Annotated in this window: 12 protein-coding genes and 1 rRNA gene; 7 read left to right on the top strand and 6 right to left on the bottom strand. The window is 61.9% G+C overall.

Features of this window, described 5'->3' with window-relative positions:
- The first annotated feature begins 287 nt into the window (after positions 1 to 287).
- The 4 genes from ACFMO7_RS00360 to ACFMO7_RS00375 all read left to right on the top strand — a co-directional run bounded on the left by ACFMO7_RS00360 (position 288) and on the right by ACFMO7_RS00375 (position 11134).
- Positions 288 to 3068, top strand: coding sequence for an ABC transporter substrate-binding protein (locus ACFMO7_RS00360; protein ID WP_376793552.1), 2781 nt, complete (start codon positions 288 to 290; stop codon positions 3066 to 3068).
- Between the two features lie 598 nt (positions 3069 to 3666).
- Positions 3667 to 6417 carry an ABC transporter substrate-binding protein gene (locus ACFMO7_RS00365; RefSeq protein WP_376793553.1) on the top strand — a complete coding sequence of 917 codons (2751 nt, stop codon included), beginning with the start codon at positions 3667 to 3669 and terminating at the stop codon, positions 6415 to 6417.
- A 65-nt stretch (positions 6418 to 6482) separates the two neighbouring features.
- Positions 6483 to 9335 (top strand): ABC transporter substrate-binding protein, encoded by a 2853-nt coding sequence (locus ACFMO7_RS00370; RefSeq protein WP_376793554.1) that lies wholly within the window; start codon positions 6483 to 6485, stop codon positions 9333 to 9335.
- A gap of 389 nt (positions 9336 to 9724) precedes the next feature.
- Positions 9725 to 11134: a hypothetical protein gene (locus ACFMO7_RS00375; protein WP_376793555.1), complete on the top strand. Its 1410-nt coding sequence runs from the start codon at positions 9725 to 9727 to the stop codon at positions 11132 to 11134.
- Between the two features lie 173 nt (positions 11135 to 11307).
- Here the strand turns inward: ACFMO7_RS00375 and ACFMO7_RS00380 are convergent, their stop codons facing one another.
- The 6 genes from ACFMO7_RS00380 to ACFMO7_RS00405 form a co-directional block, all read right to left on the bottom strand.
- A complete protein-coding gene (locus tag ACFMO7_RS00380; protein ID WP_376793556.1) occupies positions 11308 to 11601 on the bottom strand; it encodes a DUF167 domain-containing protein in 294 nt (97 codons plus the stop codon).
- Positions 11595 to 11873, bottom strand: coding sequence for a YggT family protein (locus ACFMO7_RS00385; RefSeq protein WP_376793557.1), 279 nt, complete (start codon positions 11871 to 11873; stop codon positions 11595 to 11597). Before ACFMO7_RS00385 ends, ACFMO7_RS00380 begins: the two co-directional genes overlap by 7 nt.
- Before the next feature lie 4 nt (positions 11874 to 11877).
- Positions 11878 to 12378: a DUF6391 domain-containing protein gene (locus tag ACFMO7_RS00390; RefSeq protein ID WP_376793558.1), complete on the bottom strand. Its 501-nt coding sequence runs from the start codon at positions 12376 to 12378 to the stop codon at positions 11878 to 11880.
- 8 nt (positions 12379 to 12386) lie between these two features.
- Positions 12387 to 13133 carry a YggS family pyridoxal phosphate-dependent enzyme gene (locus ACFMO7_RS00395; protein ID WP_376793559.1) on the bottom strand — a complete coding sequence of 249 codons (747 nt, stop codon included), beginning with the start codon at positions 13131 to 13133 and terminating at the stop codon, positions 12387 to 12389.
- A gap of 113 nt (positions 13134 to 13246) precedes the next feature.
- Positions 13247 to 14209: a peptidoglycan editing factor PgeF gene (gene pgeF, locus ACFMO7_RS00400; protein WP_376793560.1), complete on the bottom strand. Its 963-nt coding sequence runs from the start codon at positions 14207 to 14209 to the stop codon at positions 13247 to 13249.
- Positions 14210 to 14413: 204 nt separating this feature from the next.
- A complete protein-coding gene (locus ACFMO7_RS00405; protein WP_376793561.1) occupies positions 14414 to 15661 on the bottom strand; it encodes an LCP family protein in 1248 nt (415 codons plus the stop codon).
- 368 nt (positions 15662 to 16029) lie between these two features.
- Here ACFMO7_RS00405 and ACFMO7_RS00410 point away from each other — a divergent pair, with 368 nt between their 5' ends.
- The 3 genes from ACFMO7_RS00410 to ACFMO7_RS00420 all read left to right on the top strand — a co-directional run.
- A complete protein-coding gene (locus ACFMO7_RS00410; RefSeq protein WP_376793562.1) occupies positions 16030 to 17211 on the top strand; it encodes a M24 family metallopeptidase in 1182 nt (393 codons plus the stop codon).
- A 418-nt stretch (positions 17212 to 17629) separates the two neighbouring features.
- Positions 17630 to 19129 (top strand): hypothetical protein, encoded by a 1500-nt coding sequence (locus ACFMO7_RS00415; protein WP_376793563.1) that lies wholly within the window; start codon positions 17630 to 17632, stop codon positions 19127 to 19129.
- 772 nt (positions 19130 to 19901) lie between these two features.
- Positions 19902 to 20037, top strand: a 16S ribosomal RNA gene (locus tag ACFMO7_RS00420); the annotation flags it as partial.

Here is a 20037-nt window from a genome sequence, read left to right on the forward strand (position 1 = left end):
TTCTTCCGCCTCTCTCCCCCTCTCGCCTGCCCGCTTCCAGCTGGCCAAGTGCGCACCGCCTCCCGCTTTTCCCCTTGCTTGTTAATTTCGCCCCGGCATAAACGTATTTCTTATTAGAGGGGATATATGCCTGTTCTGGACACGAGAGACAGGCAAGCCAATCTATATGTGTGATTGAAGCGGAAAGGGGAATTGCGTGAAGAGAAGATTGAAGATCAGGTAGGCGCTTTCTTCTTTAATCTCTGCCCAGCAAGAAGATATGGGCAAGGAAGGCAGGTACACGAACCATGCAATGTCCTCACTGCGGGGCAATGACTCGCCCTGGGGCCGGCTTCTGTGCCCACTGCTTTGGCCCTCTACAAAGAGAAGCCGCCACCGATGTGGCCAGCGCCGTTGCTGGTTTTCTGGCGCCAGGTAGCTTTCTCCACGGTGGGCGCTACTACGTCTCGCGCGTGCTCGGCTGGGGGGGAGCCGGGGCTGCTGTGCTGGCCATCGATCAGCAGATCAGCGGCAGGCGTGTGGTCATCAAAGAGCTGCTCTCTGAGGCCAGCGACTCCTGGCAGCGTGAGCAAGATTTCAAGCAGCTCAGGCTGGAAGCTTCCCTCCTGTCGCGCCTCGACCATCCTTTCCTGCCGAGGGTTCTCGATCATTTTCTGGATGGAGAGCGCTATTTCCTCGTGCAGGAATACATCGAAGGAGAGCAGGCGGAGAAGCGGCTCGCTCAGCTTGGCCAACCTCTCGATGAGCGTACCGTCCTCATCTACGCATCTGAAATCCTCGATCTACTGGACTATCTTGAGGGCCATGCTCCCGCTATTTTTCATGGAGACATCAAGCCGGCCAACATCGTGATTGGCCAGAGCGATGGCGATGCCCACCTGGTGAACCTGATACCTCCCACGGCGCAGCGGGCCCGCAACCGTCTGCGCCAGCGTCCGACCCTGCTGGGAACGCCGGGCTACGCGGCCCCCGAGCAGTATCAGGGTCAGGCTGATCAGCGCTCGGACCTCTACGCTTTGGCCGCCAGCCTGTATCAGCTTTTGACCGCCTATGATCCCCGGCACCAGCCTCCCTTTAGCTTCCCTCCCATTCGTGCCCTCAATCCCAGCCTTTCCCCAGAGACCGAGCGCGTGCTGATGGTGGCTCTGCAACGCGATCCCAGCCAGCGCTACCAGCATGCCGCCCTCATGAAGCGCGAGATCGATGCCATTTTACTGAACCGCTTTGGGGTGCCTTTCAGTATTTCCGGCGCGGCGACCGAGCAGAGCATACCCCCTTTCTTGAGGGGGGGCAGGTCTCCCTCTTCTGGTTTGCTTAGCCAGCCCCATACTCCCCCTCCGGCTGCCGCCGCCCAACCAGAGAGCCATTCATCGCCGCTGCCACCGCTATCGTCCTCCGCTCAACCCTGGGTACGGCGCCTGAGCAGGCGATCGTTTCTCCTCTCTAAACCGCTTACCTTGGGAAACAGGCAAGTTCCTCTGTCGCACCTGCTGGTGGCCATCGGTCTGCTGGTGATCATCTTGGGAGCGACCGTCCTTTTGGCTCTGCCGCGCGTCATGGGGCCAGGTGGATCGGGGTCGACCGTCGCCACTCGTCCTGGAGCCTCGCCTTCGCCACCGGTGGCCCCTGTGCCGCCAGCCTTGAAGAATGGCCTGGGGGGCTATACGGTGGTCGATCCCGCTACCGGGCAGAGGGACTACATTGGTATCAGCGATGGTCGAGCGGCCTTTGATACTGAGCGTCCTGATGGCAGGCTGAAGCAGCAGGCTGCCCAGCGCCTGCAGATGGGAGATGTCGGCGGAGCCGCCGCGCTCTGGCAGTCGGCCCTGAGCGTCGATGAGAATGATGCTGAGGCCCTCATCTATCTCGAAGATCAGCGCGTTCTCTCCTCGGGTAGCCCCTATATTACTCTGGTTGTGGCTACCATGCTCAGCGGTCCCGATCCTGCCGCCGTGGGGGCTGGCCGTGGAGATTTGCAGGGGGCCTATCTGGCTCAGAGGGAGTACAACAGCAACGCCAGGCTTGGGGCCGGCCTGCAGGTGCGTTTGCTGATCGCTAACTCGGGCGGCAGCAGCCTGTTTGCCATTACGGTTGCCCAGCAAATCGTTCAGGCCGCCCAGGCCGATAGAACGATTGTAGGGGTGATGGGTTGGCCGTACAGCTCGCGGGCCCTCAATGCGCTCCCTATTCTGGCACAGGCCCACCTGCCGATGGTCTCGGAGACAGCTTCCAGCGACCTGCTCACGGGCCGCTCGCCCTATTTTTTCCGGGTCTGTCCCTCTGATCAGCAGCAGGGACAGATCGGAGCCGACTATAGCTATCAGCGTCTTCAGGCCAGGCGAGTAGCTCTCTTCTTTGACCCTGCCGATGCCTACAGCCAGAGTCTGGCCACGGCCTTCCGCAATCGTTATCGCAGCGATGGTGGCAGCATCATCGTCACTGAACAGTACACGGTTGGCAAACCGGCGAATCTGCCGGCCCTGCTGCGAGACGCCCTCTTGCATCAGCCCGACCTGCTCTACTTTGCTGGCTTCTCTGCTGACATCGCCACGCTCCTCAGCAATCTGCCAACCTCTGGCCCCTTTGCCCACCTGCAAGTCATGGGGGGCGATGGCCTTTACTTGTTGCAGGGCTACCCGAAGAATTCCCGGGCTGGTTTCCTGCGCCTCCACTTCACGGCCTTCGCCTATCCCGATGAGTGGGGCTATCTGGCCCTTCCCCAGCCGACCTTTTTTACAACCTACGCCCAGGTTTTCGGCGCTAGTGGGCAGCACAGCGGCTACGGCTATACCCGGCCTTTCACCGATACTATGCTGGCTTACGATGCCACGCTGGTCCTCCTGGAAGCCAGTCGCTTGCTTGTCAACGGAGGCAAGGCGACCTTCACGGGCCAGGACCTGCAGCGGGCGCTGACTCTGCTGAACGGCCCGCGGAGCGTTCAGGGCATCAGCGGAGTTATCTCCTTCGGCAGCGATGGTAACCCTCAGAACAAGGCCGTGGTAGTGCTGATGGTCGACGAGGTCGGCCACATTAAGCTGGAGTCTATTCAAGGTCACTTTCTGAAGTAGTCCCCGGCCGCCCACAAAAGGGCACCGGCTCAGGTGCTCTTTCGTGGGCGGTGATCTCTCCCGGCAGTGATCTCTCCCGCAGGAGCGGCTCAGCAACACGGACTATCGCCTGCCTGTCTGTCTGCCTGCCTGGGCTGCCGAGCCGCGCCACCTCTCCTGACATCCTCTCGCTCTCTACGCGCTCGTGTTGCCGCTGGCTGGCTCTGGCCACGGTCAGCCAGCCTTATCTCTGCTGTCCCCTTTAACTTTCATCTCTGGTATGCGTATTCTATCTGGTAGAAGAAGAGAAGATCTCTTGGCTTAACGCTGGGCGCTGGAGAGCCGGGAAGCTGGCCAGCAGAGGTCAGAGAGCTACCTGATCTGGCCGGGCCTTCTCTCCTCTTCAGCTTGTGCCCGTGGCTAGTTCCTTTCCTGCTCTCCCTCACTTTCGCCGGGCAAAGAGGCGGGCGAGTATCAGATGGACCATCGACCAGGACGGGGGAGCGCGTTGCCTGAGAACCATGCGGTCCGCCCGGTCCATCGGCGCAGGCAGCAAGCAGTAGCGATCGGTACACATAAACAGGCTTTGCCATTGGGCAGAGGAGGCAGGCGCGAAGCTATGGATTGTCCTCATTGTGGCGCAGCCAATCGCCCCGAGGCCCGCTTTTGCAGCTCGTGTGGCCGCCCCGTGCTCGCTGACAGTAGCTCGCCTGCTGGCGGCCAGGCTGCTCGTGGCCCCTTGATGCCCGGTACGCGCCTCCAGGGAGGGCGCTATGAGATCATCCGCCTCCTGGGACAGGGCGGCAGCGGGGCCGCCCTCCTGGCGCTCGATCACCGACTTGATGGCAAGCGAGTAGTGATCAAGGAGCTGCTTTCCGAGACGAGCGATCCCCGGCAGCGCCAGGAAGCGATCAGGCAGTTCAAGCGCGAGGTAGCGCTCCTGGCCCACCTGGATCATCCCCTCATTCCCTCCGTCACCGACCATTTCCAGGAGGGCGAGCGCTACTTCATGGTCGAGGAATATATCGAGGGCGATAACCTGGAAGAGCTTCTGAGGCGCCGCCCTGGTCCCCTGGGCGAGAGAGAAGCGCTGATCTATGCCATCGATATCATCGATATTTTGGAATATCTGGAATTGAGGACGCCGCCGGTAGTCCACCGCGACATCAAGCCGGCCAACATCGTGATCAGCGCCAGCGATGGGAGGGCCTACCTCGTAGACTTCGGTGTTGCGCGTGCCGAGGCCGCGCGCAACGCTCTGCGCAGGCAGACAAGCGTGCTTGGCACTCCTGGCTATGCGCCGCCGGAGCAGTACCAGGGCAATGCCGACCCGCGCTCGGACCTCTACGCGCTGGCGGCCACTCTCCATCACCTGCTGACTGGGCGTGACCCGCGCAATTATCCACCTTTTGACTACCCGCCGGCGCGCAGCCTTAACCCGCAGCTCTCGCCCGAGATCGAGCGCATCCTGATCTACGCCTTGCAGGCCGATCCAGATCAGCGCTACCAGAGCGCCGCCATCCTGAAGCGCGACATAGAGACGTTGCTCTTCCAGCGCTTTGGCTACGGCCCTGGCAGCCGCCCTGGCGGGTCGGCGTGGCAGACACCGACAACGGGAGCGGTTGGGGGAGGGCCGACAGTAAAGAGCAGAGACGCCCTCGCAGCCGCTGGGCCTGGTCTGGCCGCGACGACCTCTGGTGGTGTTTTGAGCGGTGGGCATGGTGCTGCCCCCCTCACCACGCCATTCTTTGGGGCAGCGAACGCAACCGGAAGGCGCCCTTTCTCTCAGCGGGTGCTCTACCTGGTCCTGTTGCTGCTCTTAATCGTGGCTGTCATTGTGGGTGGTCTGCTCATTGTCCTGGTGCCGCATCTGATCAGCTCGAGGGGGCCGGCCACCTCGGTGGCTCAGAGCAAAACGATCACGCCCCCGCCGACGCTCAAGAAGGGCCTGGGAGCCTACAGTGTTGTCAATCCCGACACGGGCCAGAGAGACTACATTGGTCTCAGCGACGGCAGCGTGGCCTTTGATGTTGCGCGCCCTGACGGTGATCTCAAGCGGCAGGCGGCCAAACGTCTGCAGCAAGGCGACATCAGCGGGGCCGAAGCCCTCTGGCAAGAAGCTCTTGACGTCGAGAGTAACGACGCCGAAGCCCTTATTTACCTCGAAGATCAGCGCGTGCTGGCCTCTGGCAATCCCTATATTACGCTGGTGGTTGCCACCGTTCTCAGTGGAAACGACAGCGGCGCTATTGGGACCGGGCGAGACAATCTCCAGGGGGCCTACGTTGCTCAGAAGGAGTATAACAGTGGCTACAAGCTTGGCTCGGGGGTTCTGGTGCGTTTGCTGATTGCCAACGCTGGGAGCAGCAGCCTCTTTGCCGCCACCATAGCGCAGCAGATTGTTCAGGCGGCCAGGGCGGATAAAACCATTGTAGGCGTCATGGGTTGGCCATACAGCTCGCGCGTCCTGAGCGCCCTGCCCATCTTGAGCCAGGCTCAGCTACCGCTGGTCTCACCCAGCGCCTCCAGCGACCTCTTGAGTGGCCGATCGACCTACTTTTTCCGCGTCTGCCCCTCGGATCTGCGGCAAGGGAGCGTGGGGGCCGACTACGCCTATCAGCATCTGGGGGCCAGGCGGGTGGCCCTCTTCGTCGACCCTGCCGATGCCTATAGTCAGAGCCTGGCGGAGGCTTTCAGCCGGCGCTACACGGCGGACGGAGGAACTATCGTTGTCCAGGAGCGTTATCGCGTCGGAAAGCCGGCTAACCTGCCAGCGCTGCTGCAAGAGGCCCTGACCCACCGTCCCGACCTACTCTACTTCTCCGGGTATGCCAGCGATGTGGCCACTCTGCTCACAAACCTGCCGACCACTGGCCCTCTGGCCTCTCTCCAGGTCATGGGAGGCGATGCCCTCTATCAGCTGCAGGGCTATCCGAGCAGCGCGCGGGCCGGTTTCCTGCGCCTCCACTTCACGGCCTTCGCCTATCCCGACGAGTGGAGCTATCTCGCTCTGCCCCAGCCGGCCTTCTTTACGGTCTACCCACAGACCTTTAACGCCAATAGCCGTCACACCGGCTATGGCTACACGCGTCCAGACAACGATGCGATCCTCTCCTACGATGCCACGCTGGTGCTGCTGGAAGCCAGCCGCCAGGTCCTCAGCGGCGGTGGAGGATCGACCGCTCTGAGCGGTCCAAGGCTGCGGCAAGCGTTGGCGGCGATCAAGGGCGATCGGGCTGTCCAGGGCATCAGCGGCGTCATCTCCTTCGGGTCCGACGGAAATGCTGACAACAAGGCCGTCGTGGTGCTGATGGTCGATAACAGCGGCCACATTAAACTAGAGTCCGTTCAGGGCCGCTTTCTCAAATAGCGAGCGGCTTGTCTGGCAAGAAGCCAGCAAGGTCAAGAGTTTGTAGATAATAAGGTAGGCTGAGCATGAGATGCCCTTACTGTGGTGCTGACAACCGTCCGGGCGGGCGCTTTTGTAACCAGTGCGGCAGGCGTCTGGTCGCCGGAACGGACCCTTTAAGCAGCGCTGGCCAGGCGCCAGTAACGCCAGGTGGGCAGGATGCCCTGGACCTGGGACTGAAGGTCTCAACCTCTCTGCGGCCCGGTGACCGGCTCCAGAACGATCGCTATGTGATCAAGCAAATCCTGGGCGAGGGAGGAATGGGGGCGGTGCTCCTGGCCGAAGACACGCGCCTCAATAACAAGCTCGTCGTCATCAAGGAGCTGATTTCTGAGAGCAGCGACCTCTCTCAACTGCAGGAGGACGTCCGCAACTTCAAGCGCGAGGTAGCGACATTAGCCAGCGTCGATCACTTTCTCGTTCCGGCGGTGACCGACCACTTTCAGGAAGGCTCGCATTACTTCATGGTGCAGGAGTATGTCGCTGGTGAGAACCTCGAAGAGCGCCTGGAGCGCCTGGGGCGGCCTCTTCCCGAGGGGGAAGTGCTGACCTACGCCTCCGATATCCTCCTGGTCCTGGAATATCTGGCCAGCCGCAAGCCGCCCATTGTCCATCGCGATGTCAAGCCGGCCAACATTATCATCAGCAACAACGATGGCCGCGCCCACCTCGTTGACTTCGGCATTGCCCGCCCCGATCTGGCCATGGGTGCGGCGCGCAAGCAAACAAGCGCTTTGGGGACGCCCGGCTACGCGCCGCCGGAGCAGTATCAGGGGAAGGCAGACCCGCGCTCGGATCTCTATGCGCTGGCCGCCACCATGCACCATCTGCTGACCAACCGTGACCCACGTGAGCACCCGCCATTTGTCTATCCGCCGGTGCGTAGTCTCAATCCGCGGCTCTCGCCCGAAGTTGAGCAGTTACTGAGCCGTGCCCTACAGAACGACATCAGCAGGCGCTACCAGAGCGCGAGCGAGATGAAGCAGGAAGTGGACCAGATCCTGGAGGAGCGCTTTGGCTTTCTGGGGGCTACCCTGACCACCGGAGCGCATCCCATTACCAGGACGCGCCCACAGAGCGGTAGCATTAATCGCAGCCGGGCTATTCCGCCGACCGCGACTCCCCCGGCGAGCACAGTCGGAGGTGATCCCGTTACGCCGCTTCCGCCGACTGTGCTGCCGACACGTCCCAGTGGACTGGGGCCGGTCACCAGCCCGACCACAAGCCAGCACCAGCGCCAGATCTGGCAGGCCAGTCAGCCTCAGCGAGCCATTCAGCCTGGCTTGCCCGGCAAGCGGAGTTTCAATGGCCAGATGCTCGCCAGTTTTCTTGTGCTGTTGCTTGTGCTGGTACTCATCGCCGCGATCGCCCTTGGAGCCTTCAGTGGCTTCCGCCAGCGCCTGCAAGGAACGCAGACGCAGAGCACTCCCACAGCGGCGAGCACGGCCCTGCCGGCCAACATCAACGGCATAGGGGCCTTCACCATCAAGAACTCACAGGGCCAGTCAGAACTACTCGGCCTCAGCGATGGGAGCGTTGTCTTCGACACGACGCGTCCCAGCGGAGATGCCGGCCTCAAGCAGCAAGCGGCCCAAAGCTTCAAAGCCGACGATTACGCCACCGCGCAGTCCTATCTCGCGCAGGCCATCGCCGATGATTCCAACGATGCCGAAGCCCTCATCTATCAGGAGAACCTGCGCGTCATCGCTTCCGGCTCGCCGTACCTGACGCTCGTCATTGGCACCATGCTGAGCGGGCCTGACACCGATGTCGGACGCGAGATTCTGCAGGGCGCCTACGTGGCCCAGCGTGAGTTCAACGACGCCGGCGGCCTCAATGGTCTCAAACTGCGTCTGCTCATTGCCAACTCGGGCAGCGAAAGCGACTATGCCGGCACCGTGGCCCAGCAGATTGTTCAGGCGGCTCGCAAAGATGGCAGCATTGTGGGAGTCATGGGCTGGCCCTTCAGCTCGCAGACCATCAATGCTGTCGGGGTCCTGGCCCGGGCTCAGATCCCGATGGTCTCGGGGACGGCCTCCAGCGACCAACTCACCGGCCTCTCGCCCTACTTTTTCCGCGTGGCCCCATCGAATCAGAGCGAGGCCAGCGCCGCGGCTCGCTATGCTCTGGAGACCCTGCATGCCCGCCGCGTAGCCGCTTTCTATGATCAGGGCGACAGCTACAGCAGTAGTCTCTTCCGCGACTTCCGCGCGGCCTTTGTCCAGGGCGGAGGAGAGGTCGTCGTAGAGGAACATTATCAGCGCAGCCAAACCGACCGGCTTCCGGTGCTGCTCTCGGATGCCTTGGGCAAGAATCCCGATCTCATCTACTTCGCAGGCTACGCCAGCGATATTACGCCGCTGCTCAAGTATCTGCCAACCAGCGGCCCCTTCGCTCAGCTCCCTGTCCTCGGAGGAGATGCTCTCTACCAGCCCCAGGGCTACAGCGACGTCAGGCAGGTCTTTTCACGTCTGCACTTTACTTCCTTTGCCTACCCAGATGAATGGAGCTATCTGGGACGTTCCCTGCCGGCCTTCTTCAGCGACTACGCCCGCCTCTATAGCGGCAACGGCCAACACAGCGGCTACGGCTACACGCGGGCCGACTTCAATACGATCCTGGCCTATGATGCCACCGAAACCCTGCTGGAAGGGTGCCGGCGAGTCCTGACGGGAGGCAGCAACCAGCAAGGCCTGACAGGCAGTCTGCTGCGCCAGGCCCTCGCCACCATCAGCGGCAGTAAGGCCATCCAGGGCATTAGTGGCCAGATCTCCTTCGCCAGCACCGGCGACCCCGTAGACAAGGCGGTCGTTGTCCTCTACGTGGATACCCAGGGCCACATCAAGATTGCTACCATCGAAGGCAAGTTCTTCAAGTAGCCACAGCGAAGAAGAGGCGGAGGCCGCCCCTTCTTCGCTGTGGCTGGCATGGCAAGCGAGCCGCTCATAGCCACCCCCCCGCTGAGCCAGGGTTGCCCGTCCTACCAGCCTCTACTGATCAGCAAGCAGGACGGGCAACCCTGCCAGGTTTCTCTCTCCTCCCCAAGAAATTTCCCCACTAATTTGGCATTATTTGGCATTCAGATATTGATTTTCTTTCATGGTTGTGATAAAATTCCATAAGAACTGGCGCTAATAGCCATAGAGATGAAGAATTATAGACTCCGCGGCAGGCCGCGTGCGAGGCGGAGCAGGTTCCTCCTCGCGGGCAGTCGGGCGGAAGGTCGAGAGACAAAGATAGAAGGAAAGGAAAGAGAGGAAGAAAGGCTATGGTACAGCAACAATTGTTTCCTGCTGGTCGGCATCCGCGTGTGAGTGTCGAGGACCTGGCGGGGAGCCTCGAGGTCAGAGCCTGGGAAGAGAGCAGCATCGCCGTTGAGGCGGCTGGGGAGCTGCCCGAGATCAGCCAGGAGCATGGCCTTCTCAAGATCCGCGGTGGTGTGGGGGACCTGACATTGCGCATTCCCCTGGGCAGCCGTTTCTTGGGGAGGCCGAGGGCCATCACCGATCTCTATGTGAGGCGCCTGAGCGGTCATCTTAGCCTTGAGCAGGCGCGCAATGTGGTTCTGAGCGAGATCAGTGGTGGGGTCCGGCTCAGGGACTGCGAAGGCGATCTTGTTCTCGAAGCTATTCAAGAGCCGGTAGAGGTTCTGGCCTGTGGCGCCGATCTGCAGGCCCGTAACCTGGGAAGGTTGCGGGTGCGCCACGGTATTGGAGGCAGTGCCCGGCTGAGCGTGCTGGAGGAGGCCGATATCGATCACGTTGGGGGCGACCTGGAGGCGCAGCAGGTGCGGCGTCGCTGTGAGGCTGGCAATGTTGGCGGCGATTGTCGCCTCGAGGAGAACGCCGAAGCCGAGCTGGTCCTGGGAAATATTGGCGGTGACCTGCGCGTCGTCCAGGCGCTGCGCCTGAAGGCCGGCAACGTTGGCGGCGATGTCATCTTGCAGGCGCTGGTCGCCGAGAGCGAGCTGGGCAACGTCGGTGGCGATGTCAGTGGCATAGCACTGGCTGGTTCGCTGCGGCTGGGGCATGTCGGGGGCGACGTTGACCTGCGCGAAGTCAGCGGCGCCGTTGATGCCGGTGCCATTGGTGGCGATCTCTCCCTGGCTGGCACTTTCTCGCCGGGCAGCTATACGCGCTTGCGCGTCGGGGGGGATGCACGCATCATCGTGCCCGAGCAGGCCAACCTTAGAATTGAGGCGGCGGTCTGTGGCTCTGTCAGTGGTGTGAGTGCCCCAGTGCCGGATGGCAGCACCGTCACGCTCACCTACGGTGAGGGAGCCGCCACGTTGCTGCTGCAGGTCGGAGGCGACCTGAGCCTGCGCGGAGCGGGCGCGCCAACGGTCTGGGAACTCAAAAGCCCGGCCTGGCCCTGGTTGTGGGGACCGGCCTGGAGTCAGGTGGGTCAGCAGTTGGGGCGCGAGCTGGCCGCTGTGGGAGAAGAGGTCGGACGTCTGGGCCGCGAGGTGGGACGCGAGGTCGCCGAGGTCGTCCGCGAGATCAAGAGGCAGCAGCGTTATAGCTGGCGTGCAGGCGCCAGTGCCTTTGGCGGGCGGTATGAGCGCAGCGGCGAGGTGGCCGAGGCCCGCGCCGCCGTGCTGCGCATGGTGGCCGAGGGGCGGCTCTCGCCTGAAGAGGCCGACCAGATCTTGCGGGGCCTTGAAACCGAGCACTTCTGAGGCGGGTGCCTTCCTCTGAGGGGAGGAAATCCTCTGTCCGCCTCCGGCGCTCGCTCGCCGTCCGGGCAGGGAGCGTTTCCTCCCCCATTCAGCCAGCCAGCTTGCCTGTCTGGACCTCAGCCATGACGAGCAAGTGAGCGGCTCGCGGCGCTGTCGGTCAGGATCCGAGTCGCTCAGCTAGTGCGATCTAAGCGACGCTGGAACTCCTCTCGGGTGAGGCCCTCCAGGGCCAGGAGCTTTTCACGCGCTGCGACGCCGTGCACGATGCTCACCTGCTGCCGTCTGATCCCCAGAGAGCGCGCCACCAAGGCGATCAGCGCCGCGTTGGCCTTGCCCTCGTGTGGCGCCGCCCGCACCCAGGCTCGCAGTGACGAGCCGTCCCACTCCAGTGCCTCCCGCCGGCTACCCGGCGTCACACGAACCTGGATCCGTAAGGTCTTGCTCTCACCGTGCTCCGCTGCTACCATGTTGGGGGCAGTGCCTGCAAAAGCAGCAACATGATCGTATAGAGAACAAAGAATGCCACCATCATCGAGAAGTTGACAAACATGACTGGTGGCACGATGTTGCGCACCGGTTTAATGAAAGGCTCGGTATAGCTTGCCAGAAAGCGGACGACGGGGTAGCGTTCATCGAGGCCGATCCAGGAGATGATCACCCGTAAGACCAGCGTAAAGAGGATGAGGCCAATGCCATACTGAATGATCCAGTGGAGGATTGGGATCGGCAGACCGAACATAGCATCACTCCTGAGCAGTACGGACCTCAATCACCTGTAGGCCGAGAAGCTTGCGGCGTCTGATGTCGGTCACGCGCACGCCGCGCAGGTCTGGCAAAGTGGTAACATACTTCTGTACCAGCTCTCCCAGGGGGCGTGCGGCCAGCAGCCCGGCCAGGGAAGAAAGAACCGTTGACGTGACCCGCGTACGGGTTCGCGAAGAGGCGAAGCCGAGCATTGTCCCGATGGTCACCAGAGAGATTCCCACGGCCAGGTTGGTGCCGCAATTAGGGTGAATGGCCAGCTCGGCCTCGCCGGCCTGCAAGCGCTGGAGAGCCTCCTCGGTGGCGCGGCGTAGGACCTCCAGGTCAACGTCGCTGCCGAACATCAGAAAGCCGTCGGTGGTCGCGCGGGCGGAGACCCGCAGATCGGGGACCATCCGGCTCAGGATAGTCACAGTAGCATGCTCCAGCGCATGGTTTTGCCGCATGCGGCGGCTAAAGAGAAAATCGCCAGGTTTCATCATCCTATCCTTCACTGTCGCGGACGCTCGCCGAAAATCGCCCGTCCGAGGCGCACGATAGTAGCGCCTTCCTCGATGGCGACCCAGTAATCGTCGGTCATGCCCATAGAGAGGTGCTGCCAGGAACACTGCGGCAGCAGCGTGCGCAGGTGATCACGCAACTGGCGCAGGGTCCGGAAAACGGGGCGTACCTCCTCGGCATCGCTCACCAGGGGAGCCACGGTCATCAGGCCCTCGATCTCCAACTGGGGGAGGGAAGCCACCTGGCGGGCGAACGCGGGCAGCTCCTCGGGACTGACTCCGCCCTTGCTCGTCTCGCCGGCCACGTTTACCTCCAGCAAGACGGGGAGGCGTCGTCCCAGAGAGCCGGCGTGACGATTGAGGGCCTGAGCGCTGTGCCAGCTCTCGACGCTTTCCACCCAGTCAAAAGCCTCGGCCACTTTTTTCGCCTTATTGCTTTGCAGGCGGCCGACCATATGCCAACGCAAGGTCGGCGGATGGAAAGCCGCGATTTTGGGCAGCGCTTCCTGCACCCGGTTCTCGCCGAAATCGGTCACGCCAAGATTATACGCGATCTTGACAAATTCGACAGGGAATGTTTTTGAGACCGCCACGAGGGTGATTTCCTCGGGGCGCCGGCCCGCCCGCGCAGCGGCCTCGGCGATGCGGCTGCGCACGTGTGCCAGATTGGTCGCCAGCCGTTCTTGTAACTGCTCGGCTAGCTGCTCTTGTGCACCATAGGCATACGACTCTGCCATTGACAAACCCTCCTGCCCTCTGCTCCAGGCTGCCCCTGTGATAGCCGCTGTCGCGCAGCGAGCCGGCTGCTCGCTACCCGGCCATCCGGCCAGATCAAGCCAGACTCCTACCTTCAAGCTCCGTCTGGGCGCAAAGCCAGCAGGACCGGGAAGCGGCCCGTACGTCCCCGCTCGGCGCGGTAGGAAAAGAAGTCCTCCTGGTGGCAGGCCGTGCACAGACCCGCGATGGCGATATGCTCGGCCCTGACCCCCGCCAGCAAAAGCTGACGGCGGTTTGTCTCCCATAGATCGAGATGGAGTTGTAGCTCATCAGAAGCGGTGAGCGCCTCCTGCGAGGCGGGTACCAGAGAGAATACGGCGGACTCCGCCACCAGGTTACGCAGATCTGGGCGGACAGGCAGCTCGGCGAACTCGCTCCGGCCATAGAAAAGATCGCGCACCGGCTCATCAACCGCATAGCAGCAGACGCCGATGCCTGGTCCGATGCCGACCTGCAGGTCGGTGGGCTGGCAGCCGAAATGCTGCTGGAGGGCCTCAACCGTTGTCAGGGCGATCCCGCGCGCCGTGCCGCGCCAGCCCGCGTGGGCCAAAGCGATCACCTGCCGCCGCGGGTCATAGAAGAGCAGCGGCAGGCAGTCTGCAAAGGACATGGCCAGCAACACGGAGCGCTCGGCTGTGAGAATGGCGTCGGCCTTGCGGCGAGGGCGTGGAGTCCAGACTAGCTCACGACCAGCCACCTGCAAAGCCCGATAGGGCCAGTCCGCAAGCCAGTCCTCCCAGCGATCTCCCTCGAGCAGGGCCACCTCGGCACTGTGAATCTGCCAGACCGTCGCGCAGGGCCAGCTCTCCAGACCAAGAGCCTGCAGCGCGAGCAGGCGATTGGTGGCCACCGCCTCCGGACTGCTGTCCTCCTTGGCGGAGACATTCAAGCCGGCACAGGGCGGCTGACTACAGCCGCCGTGGCGAGTAAAAATAGCGTGCACCAGATTTGGGAACTGGAGCAGATGCTCAAACTGCAAATAGCGGACGGGGTCAGACGAAATGCCGCCTGCGGGTGCGGCTTGCTGCTCAATCACGAAGGCTCCTTGGGCTGAGAGTTTCTCTGGAGCCTATTGTAGCACATCGCCGCTGCTGGTGGTGGTGGGCGAGCGCCGTGCCCTGGCCAGCTCGCCCAGCGACCGTTGTGGGTGCTCAGGCGAGGGCGGCACGACGCTCGGACGGACGGTAGGGGTGCCGTGCCGGGCAACTATCGGCCTCTGAGCGCGCGAGAGGGGCGCAGCTCAGCCGCCGGAGACGTGGCAGCTCTCGGCGTCGCCAAGGCCGAAAATGCTGTTAATCAACGGCTGAATGTTGGCGCAAATGGGCAGAACCACCGACTGATTGCTGCCGGTGGAAGGATCGTAGACCGTGCTGATCGTCCCGTAGTTCTGGTTGCCAGGTCCGGGACCGAGCGTCACCTGGTGGATAGAGCCAGAGGAGAGCGTCCGGCCATAGTTGGCGAAGCCGATCATTTCCCCCTCGCTGATGTCCGTGTAGACCTTGCCCTGCAGATCAGCGATGAGCGATGAAAGATGCTCAATGACGTTAGCTACGTCCAGCTTCTTCTTCAACGCCTCCAGTACCTGCTGCTGGCGCTGCGTCCGCCCGATATCGCCGACCAGGTCGGCATGGCGCGAGCGAACGTATTCCAGAGCTTGTTCGCCTGTCAGGTGCTGGGGGCCTGCCGGCAGATAGAGGCGTCGATAGCCATAGGGATCAGTGGCGCCGCTCCCTACATCGTCGGGATAGGTATCGTCGACGATGGGGTGGGTGAGATCGATATCGATACCGCCCAACGTATCGATCACCTTAGCAAAGCCATCCAGCCCTACCCAGGCATAGCGATCGATGGTGATACCGTAGTCCTTCTCGACGGTCAGGCGCGCCAGGCGTACCCCATCGTCAAAGCTATTGTGCTGAATAGCCCCCAGAAAAAAAGCCTGATCGATCTTATGCATGCCTCCCACCTGGGGAATAAAGACCCAGGAGTCGCGTGGGATGGAGACCAGGAAGACCTGGTTCTGCTGAGGGTCGATGTGGACGACCATCATGACCTGGGTCAGAACGGCAGGAAAAGTATATTTGCCGTCGTTATCGCTGCCCAGCAAGAGAATGTTCCAGGCATGACCGGTAATATCGGTACCGCTGGCTGGCTGCGCGCTGGATGGCTCCTCGCTGCTGCGGCTCACCGGATGAACAAAGTGCGAAATCGGCTCCTGGATGGCCGTCTGAAAATAGTAGTAGCCGTAGGCAAACCCTCCCCCCAGCAGCAGAACCACTAGCAGCAAAGCAACCAGCAGCACGCGCCCCACCCGGCGCCTCCTCCTGGGCGCCTGTAGTCTGAGCGTCGGTTGCTGCTCAAGGGCGGAGGCCGGAGTCGCCGACTCTACCTCCAGTTGCTGAGTGGCTTGCTCTTCCAACGGCGGCTGAACCTGGGCAGATGACTGATCGCTGCCCACGCGTGGATCTGACTGCTCCTGGCTTGTCATATTGGAACCCCGCCGAGACACTAGTAGAAAACTTTCTGCTCTGCGACGCGACCCCCTACGAAGGTTCCCGCTCCTGATCTCCCTGTAACATTCATATATAACGATGTATCGACCCTCGAATACTCGCTGAGGTTGGAGGAGCAGGGTTTAGTCTGCGGCGACGCGCTGGAGCAGCCGCCTGCTCCAGCGCAAAGCCAGGGTGTTCTCGGGCGAGAGAAAAGAAAGAAAGAAGGAGGTTTCAATAGGGGGAGGCGACGAGAGTGGCCAGTGATACAATAAGCCTGGCACCTCACCCTATCCAGGCCACACTGAGCCAGGGGAGCAGCCTGGGAAGGCCGATCAGAGCAAAAGGAGCAAGGTCCATGCCCATGAACCTAGAGCGTATTCAGCAGGCTCTGCAAGAGGAAGGCTTGCAGGGCTGGCTCTTCTACGATTTCCGGCGTTCCAATCCCATTGCTCACCGCATTCTGGAACTGCCGCGTGAGCGCATGTTTACCCGGCGCTGGTTCTACTGGGTACCAGCGCAGGGAAGGCCGGTTGCGCTCGTAAGTGCCGTTGAGCCGCACGTTCTCAACAACCTGCCGGGAGAGCAACGTATTTTCCGCTCCTGGCAGGAGCTGCATGCGCAGCTTCGTAGCCTTCTGCAGCCGGGCTGGCGGGTCGCTATGGAATACTCGCCCTACAACGCCATTCCCTATCTTGCCGCCGTTGATGCGGGAACAATCGAGCTGGTGCGCAGCTATGGAGTCGAGATAGTCAGCTCAGCCGATCTTGCTCAGTACTTCGTTGCCCGTCTCACTGCGCGGCAGATCGCCAGTCACCGTGAGGCGGGGCGGCGCCTCATAGCGGCCAAAGACAGGCTCCTGGAAGAGCTAACCAGTGATTTACAAGCGGGCAGAACCCTCGATGAGTACAGTGTGCAGCAGCGCTTCCTGGTCCTTATGCGGAACCAGGGGCTGCTTGTCGAGGAGCCGCCGCTGATCGCCGTCAACGCCAATGCCGGCAATCCGCATTATACGCCTACCGCGGATCAGCACAGTCCTATTCAGCGCGGCGATCTGCTGCTCATTGACTTCTGGGCGCGTCTGCCCGAACCGGAGGCCATCTACGCCGACTACACCTGGATGGCCTTCGTTGGAGGCCGTGAGGAGATCCCCTCACGGCAACAGGAGATCTTCGCCCTCGTCTGTCAGGCGCGCGATGCAGGACTGGAATTCATCCGTCAGCGTCTAGCGACAGGGCAGCCTCTGCGAGCCTACGAGGTCGACGATGTCGTCCGCGACGTCATCGCGCGAGCCGGCTACGGTCATGCCTTTGTCCATCGCAGCGGTCATAGCATCACCACCGCCGAACACGGCGAGGGGGCCCATCTCGACAACCTTGAAACCCACGATGAACGTCGTCTTTTACCAGATACCTGCTGTTCGTTGGAGCCGGGCATCTACCTGCCCGACTTTGGCGTTCGCAGCGAGATCAACCTGCTCATCCACGAACGGGAAGTAGAAGTCACCGGCATTCCCATGCAGCGCGAGATCGTCCCTCTGCTCTAGCCTGTCTCCTGCGCTCTCGCTCAGCCGGGAGGGAGCCGGCGCGGCAACCAGGCGTTCTGCGTGTGAGCGAGTTGCCCCTGTCTGGTGGCCGTCAGATCTGGTCAATCGTAAAAAGACTGACCAGATAAACCGGGCGTTGGCTCAGCTCCATTGGTTCCCGAACGACGGGGGCAAGCCAGGAAGGCGAGATCTCAATCAGGTCTTGCACCGCCCGGGCGATTCGGCTACAACGTAGCAACGGCCTAGAGCGTATAAGTGGTAATCAGAGATAGAGCGATGAGAGCGAGGGCGCAGCCCAGCCAGCTTGCAAGCAAGTGAGAAGCCAGTTATAGTCGAGCTGATCAGCCCGCACGCTGCCGGTGGGCAGCCAGAGATTGCTCGGCGAGCTGTGCCCAGCCAGAGCCGGGAGGCAAAAGACATGAGCAACGAATGGGAACAGGGTACCAACACACCGGGTGGCTTGCCCGGTCCGAACGATATAGATAAGCGTCTTGAAGAGCTGGGGCGGGCTTTAACCCAAGGTGTCAACGAAGTTCAGCAGCAGCTCAGGCGAGTAGTTGATCGGGCCAGCACCTACTGGCAGCAATCGCAGACGGTGCCGAGGCCGGTGCCCCCCAGCGACACCGAGGAGCAAAGAATTCGCCAGCTCGTCAACAACTGGTCCGCGGGCAACTGGCGTGTGGCGCGTGACCTGGGCACCTACATGGATATCGTTGCCATGAGCCGCGACGAAGTCTGGGAGATCACCGTGCAAACGCGCTGGGAACACCGCGCGCTTGAGATCGTCAGTGAGCCGTACACGGGCCAGCTCCCCAGCAAGCCGCAGCCCTTGCTGCCTGTCTGGGACTACGAGCTGCCAGAGGTCAGCGACCTGCGTCCTCCCACGACGCGCACACGGCTGGCGGGCCTCGACGAGCTGCTGGCCTGTACAGCCTGCAATGGCACCGGCCATGCGCTCTGCACCGAATGCACGGGCCGGGGGTGGATTACCTGCCCCGACTGCCGTGGACGAACCCGCAAGCGCTGTGCGACCTGCCGCGGGCGTGGCTACGTGGCCGATTGGGCTGAGCAGAAGAAGCGGCCTTTCTTGCAGAGGCGTGTCGAAAAACTAACCAACGCTCTTGGCGAGCGCGTCTCTACCGTTTTTGAGGGGATCCGCCAGCAGGGGCTGCCGGTTCCCAATCCCCTCGACAGCGACCCGGCCAATAAAGGGCGCACCATCCCCTGTCCCGATTGTATCAATGGCGAAGTTGACTGCGACTGTGTGACCGGCAAGCGTGTCTGCCCGGCCTGTCAAGGGGCCAGGTCTGTGCTCTGTCCTGCCTGCAATGGAACCGGCAAGATTGTGCGCCACCGAGAGATCGTGCGCAGCTTCGAACTGCGGACACGACGGCGCTTCGTTGGTACCGAGGCCCTGCCCCAGCAGCAGTTGCTCAAGGCCGAGGGAGAGCTGGCCTACAGCGCTGAGGTCGACGAGAACCTGCATCCCGAAGCGCCGCCCGATGGGGTTCCGCTCGATGTCTGGCAGGCCGCCGTTGAAGAAGTACGCACGGCCGCGGCGGTCTCGGGACGTGCCAGCGCTGAGGCGGTTCAGTCAAGCCTACGGCCAACCCTGCAGGTGCTGGAGCTGGTGCGCATCCCTTATATCAAGGTCGATTACCGCTACATTGATCGGGACTACACCCTCTACATCTACGACGGCGAAGGACATGAGAAGTTCTATGCCGCCTCTTTCCCACCGCGCTGGGATCGCATTGAGCGCCTGGTACGTGCCATCACCAGCGATCTGGCGACGCCAACCCAGCAGCCTCAGCCCATTGGTACTGGTGAAGGCTCACAGGCTCCTCGCGGCTATCGCGTGCCCGTCGAGAGGCCGCCCTATACCATTAGCGAAAGCGACGAAGAAGAGTCGCTGTGAGCGAGCGCGCGACGTCGGCGCCGTGCACCGGATCCTCCGCTGCGTGGCGCCGACGCCCTTGCCTCTCTTTGGATCGCTTCACCAGGCTCGCCTGCCCTTCCTCCTCCTCCTCCTTTCTAGACCACCTCTCCCTCCGGCCAGATTGCCTGCAGTTCGCCTGTCTTGCCTTCCTCCCCGATCAGACAAAAGGAGGCCAACACCGACTTTACCAATCTTGGCCCCAATTTGAAAAATTCCCCCCTATCCCCCTTGACAAGGTCTCAGCCCTATGGCATAATTAAGTCCGCGCCGGACGGAAAGACGGTCGGCAAATCTCTCGCAGAAATTCTCCACAGAGATTTCAGAACCGCGGTACGGTGTCCTCAGTGTCGTATCCTTGAAAGAAGTGCGGTCGCAAGGGCCGCTCTGTCTGGATGCGACGTAGATTGATCCTGAGAGCAACTTGACTCGCGGCTGATCTCTGTCTGTCTTTCCGACGGGGCGAGAGCGACAGATAGAGCGTGCACCTTGACAATTGAAGAGTGGAAAACAGCAGAGGCGGATGTGCTGTGTTCGCCTGCGGTCGCGCTGTTTGCTGGCTCTCACGCCCAGGCACAGGTAGCTGTGCCGGCAGGATTGGCTCGCAGACAGTCACATTCAGGTGGGACAGCGCTGATGACCTTCGCTTATCCAGAGCTGAAAAGCTTAGCGGCGGCTTGCTCAGCGGAGGCTGGGGAGTCAGCCGCTGAAGATAGAGCCTTGGTCTCGATGAGAGGCTGAGGTTGAGCAGAACTGGATGGCGAGTTTGATCCTGGCTCAGGACGAACGCTGGCGGCGTGCCTAACACATGCAAGTCGAACGCCCTTTCCGCGAGGGGAGGGAGTGGCGGACGGGTGAGGAACACGTGGGTAACCTGCCCTGCAGTGGGG

The sequence above is a fragment of the Thermogemmatispora sp. genome, from assembly GCF_042408735.1.
Taxonomy (GTDB): Bacteria; Chloroflexota; Ktedonobacteria; order Ktedonobacterales; family Ktedonobacteraceae; genus Thermogemmatispora.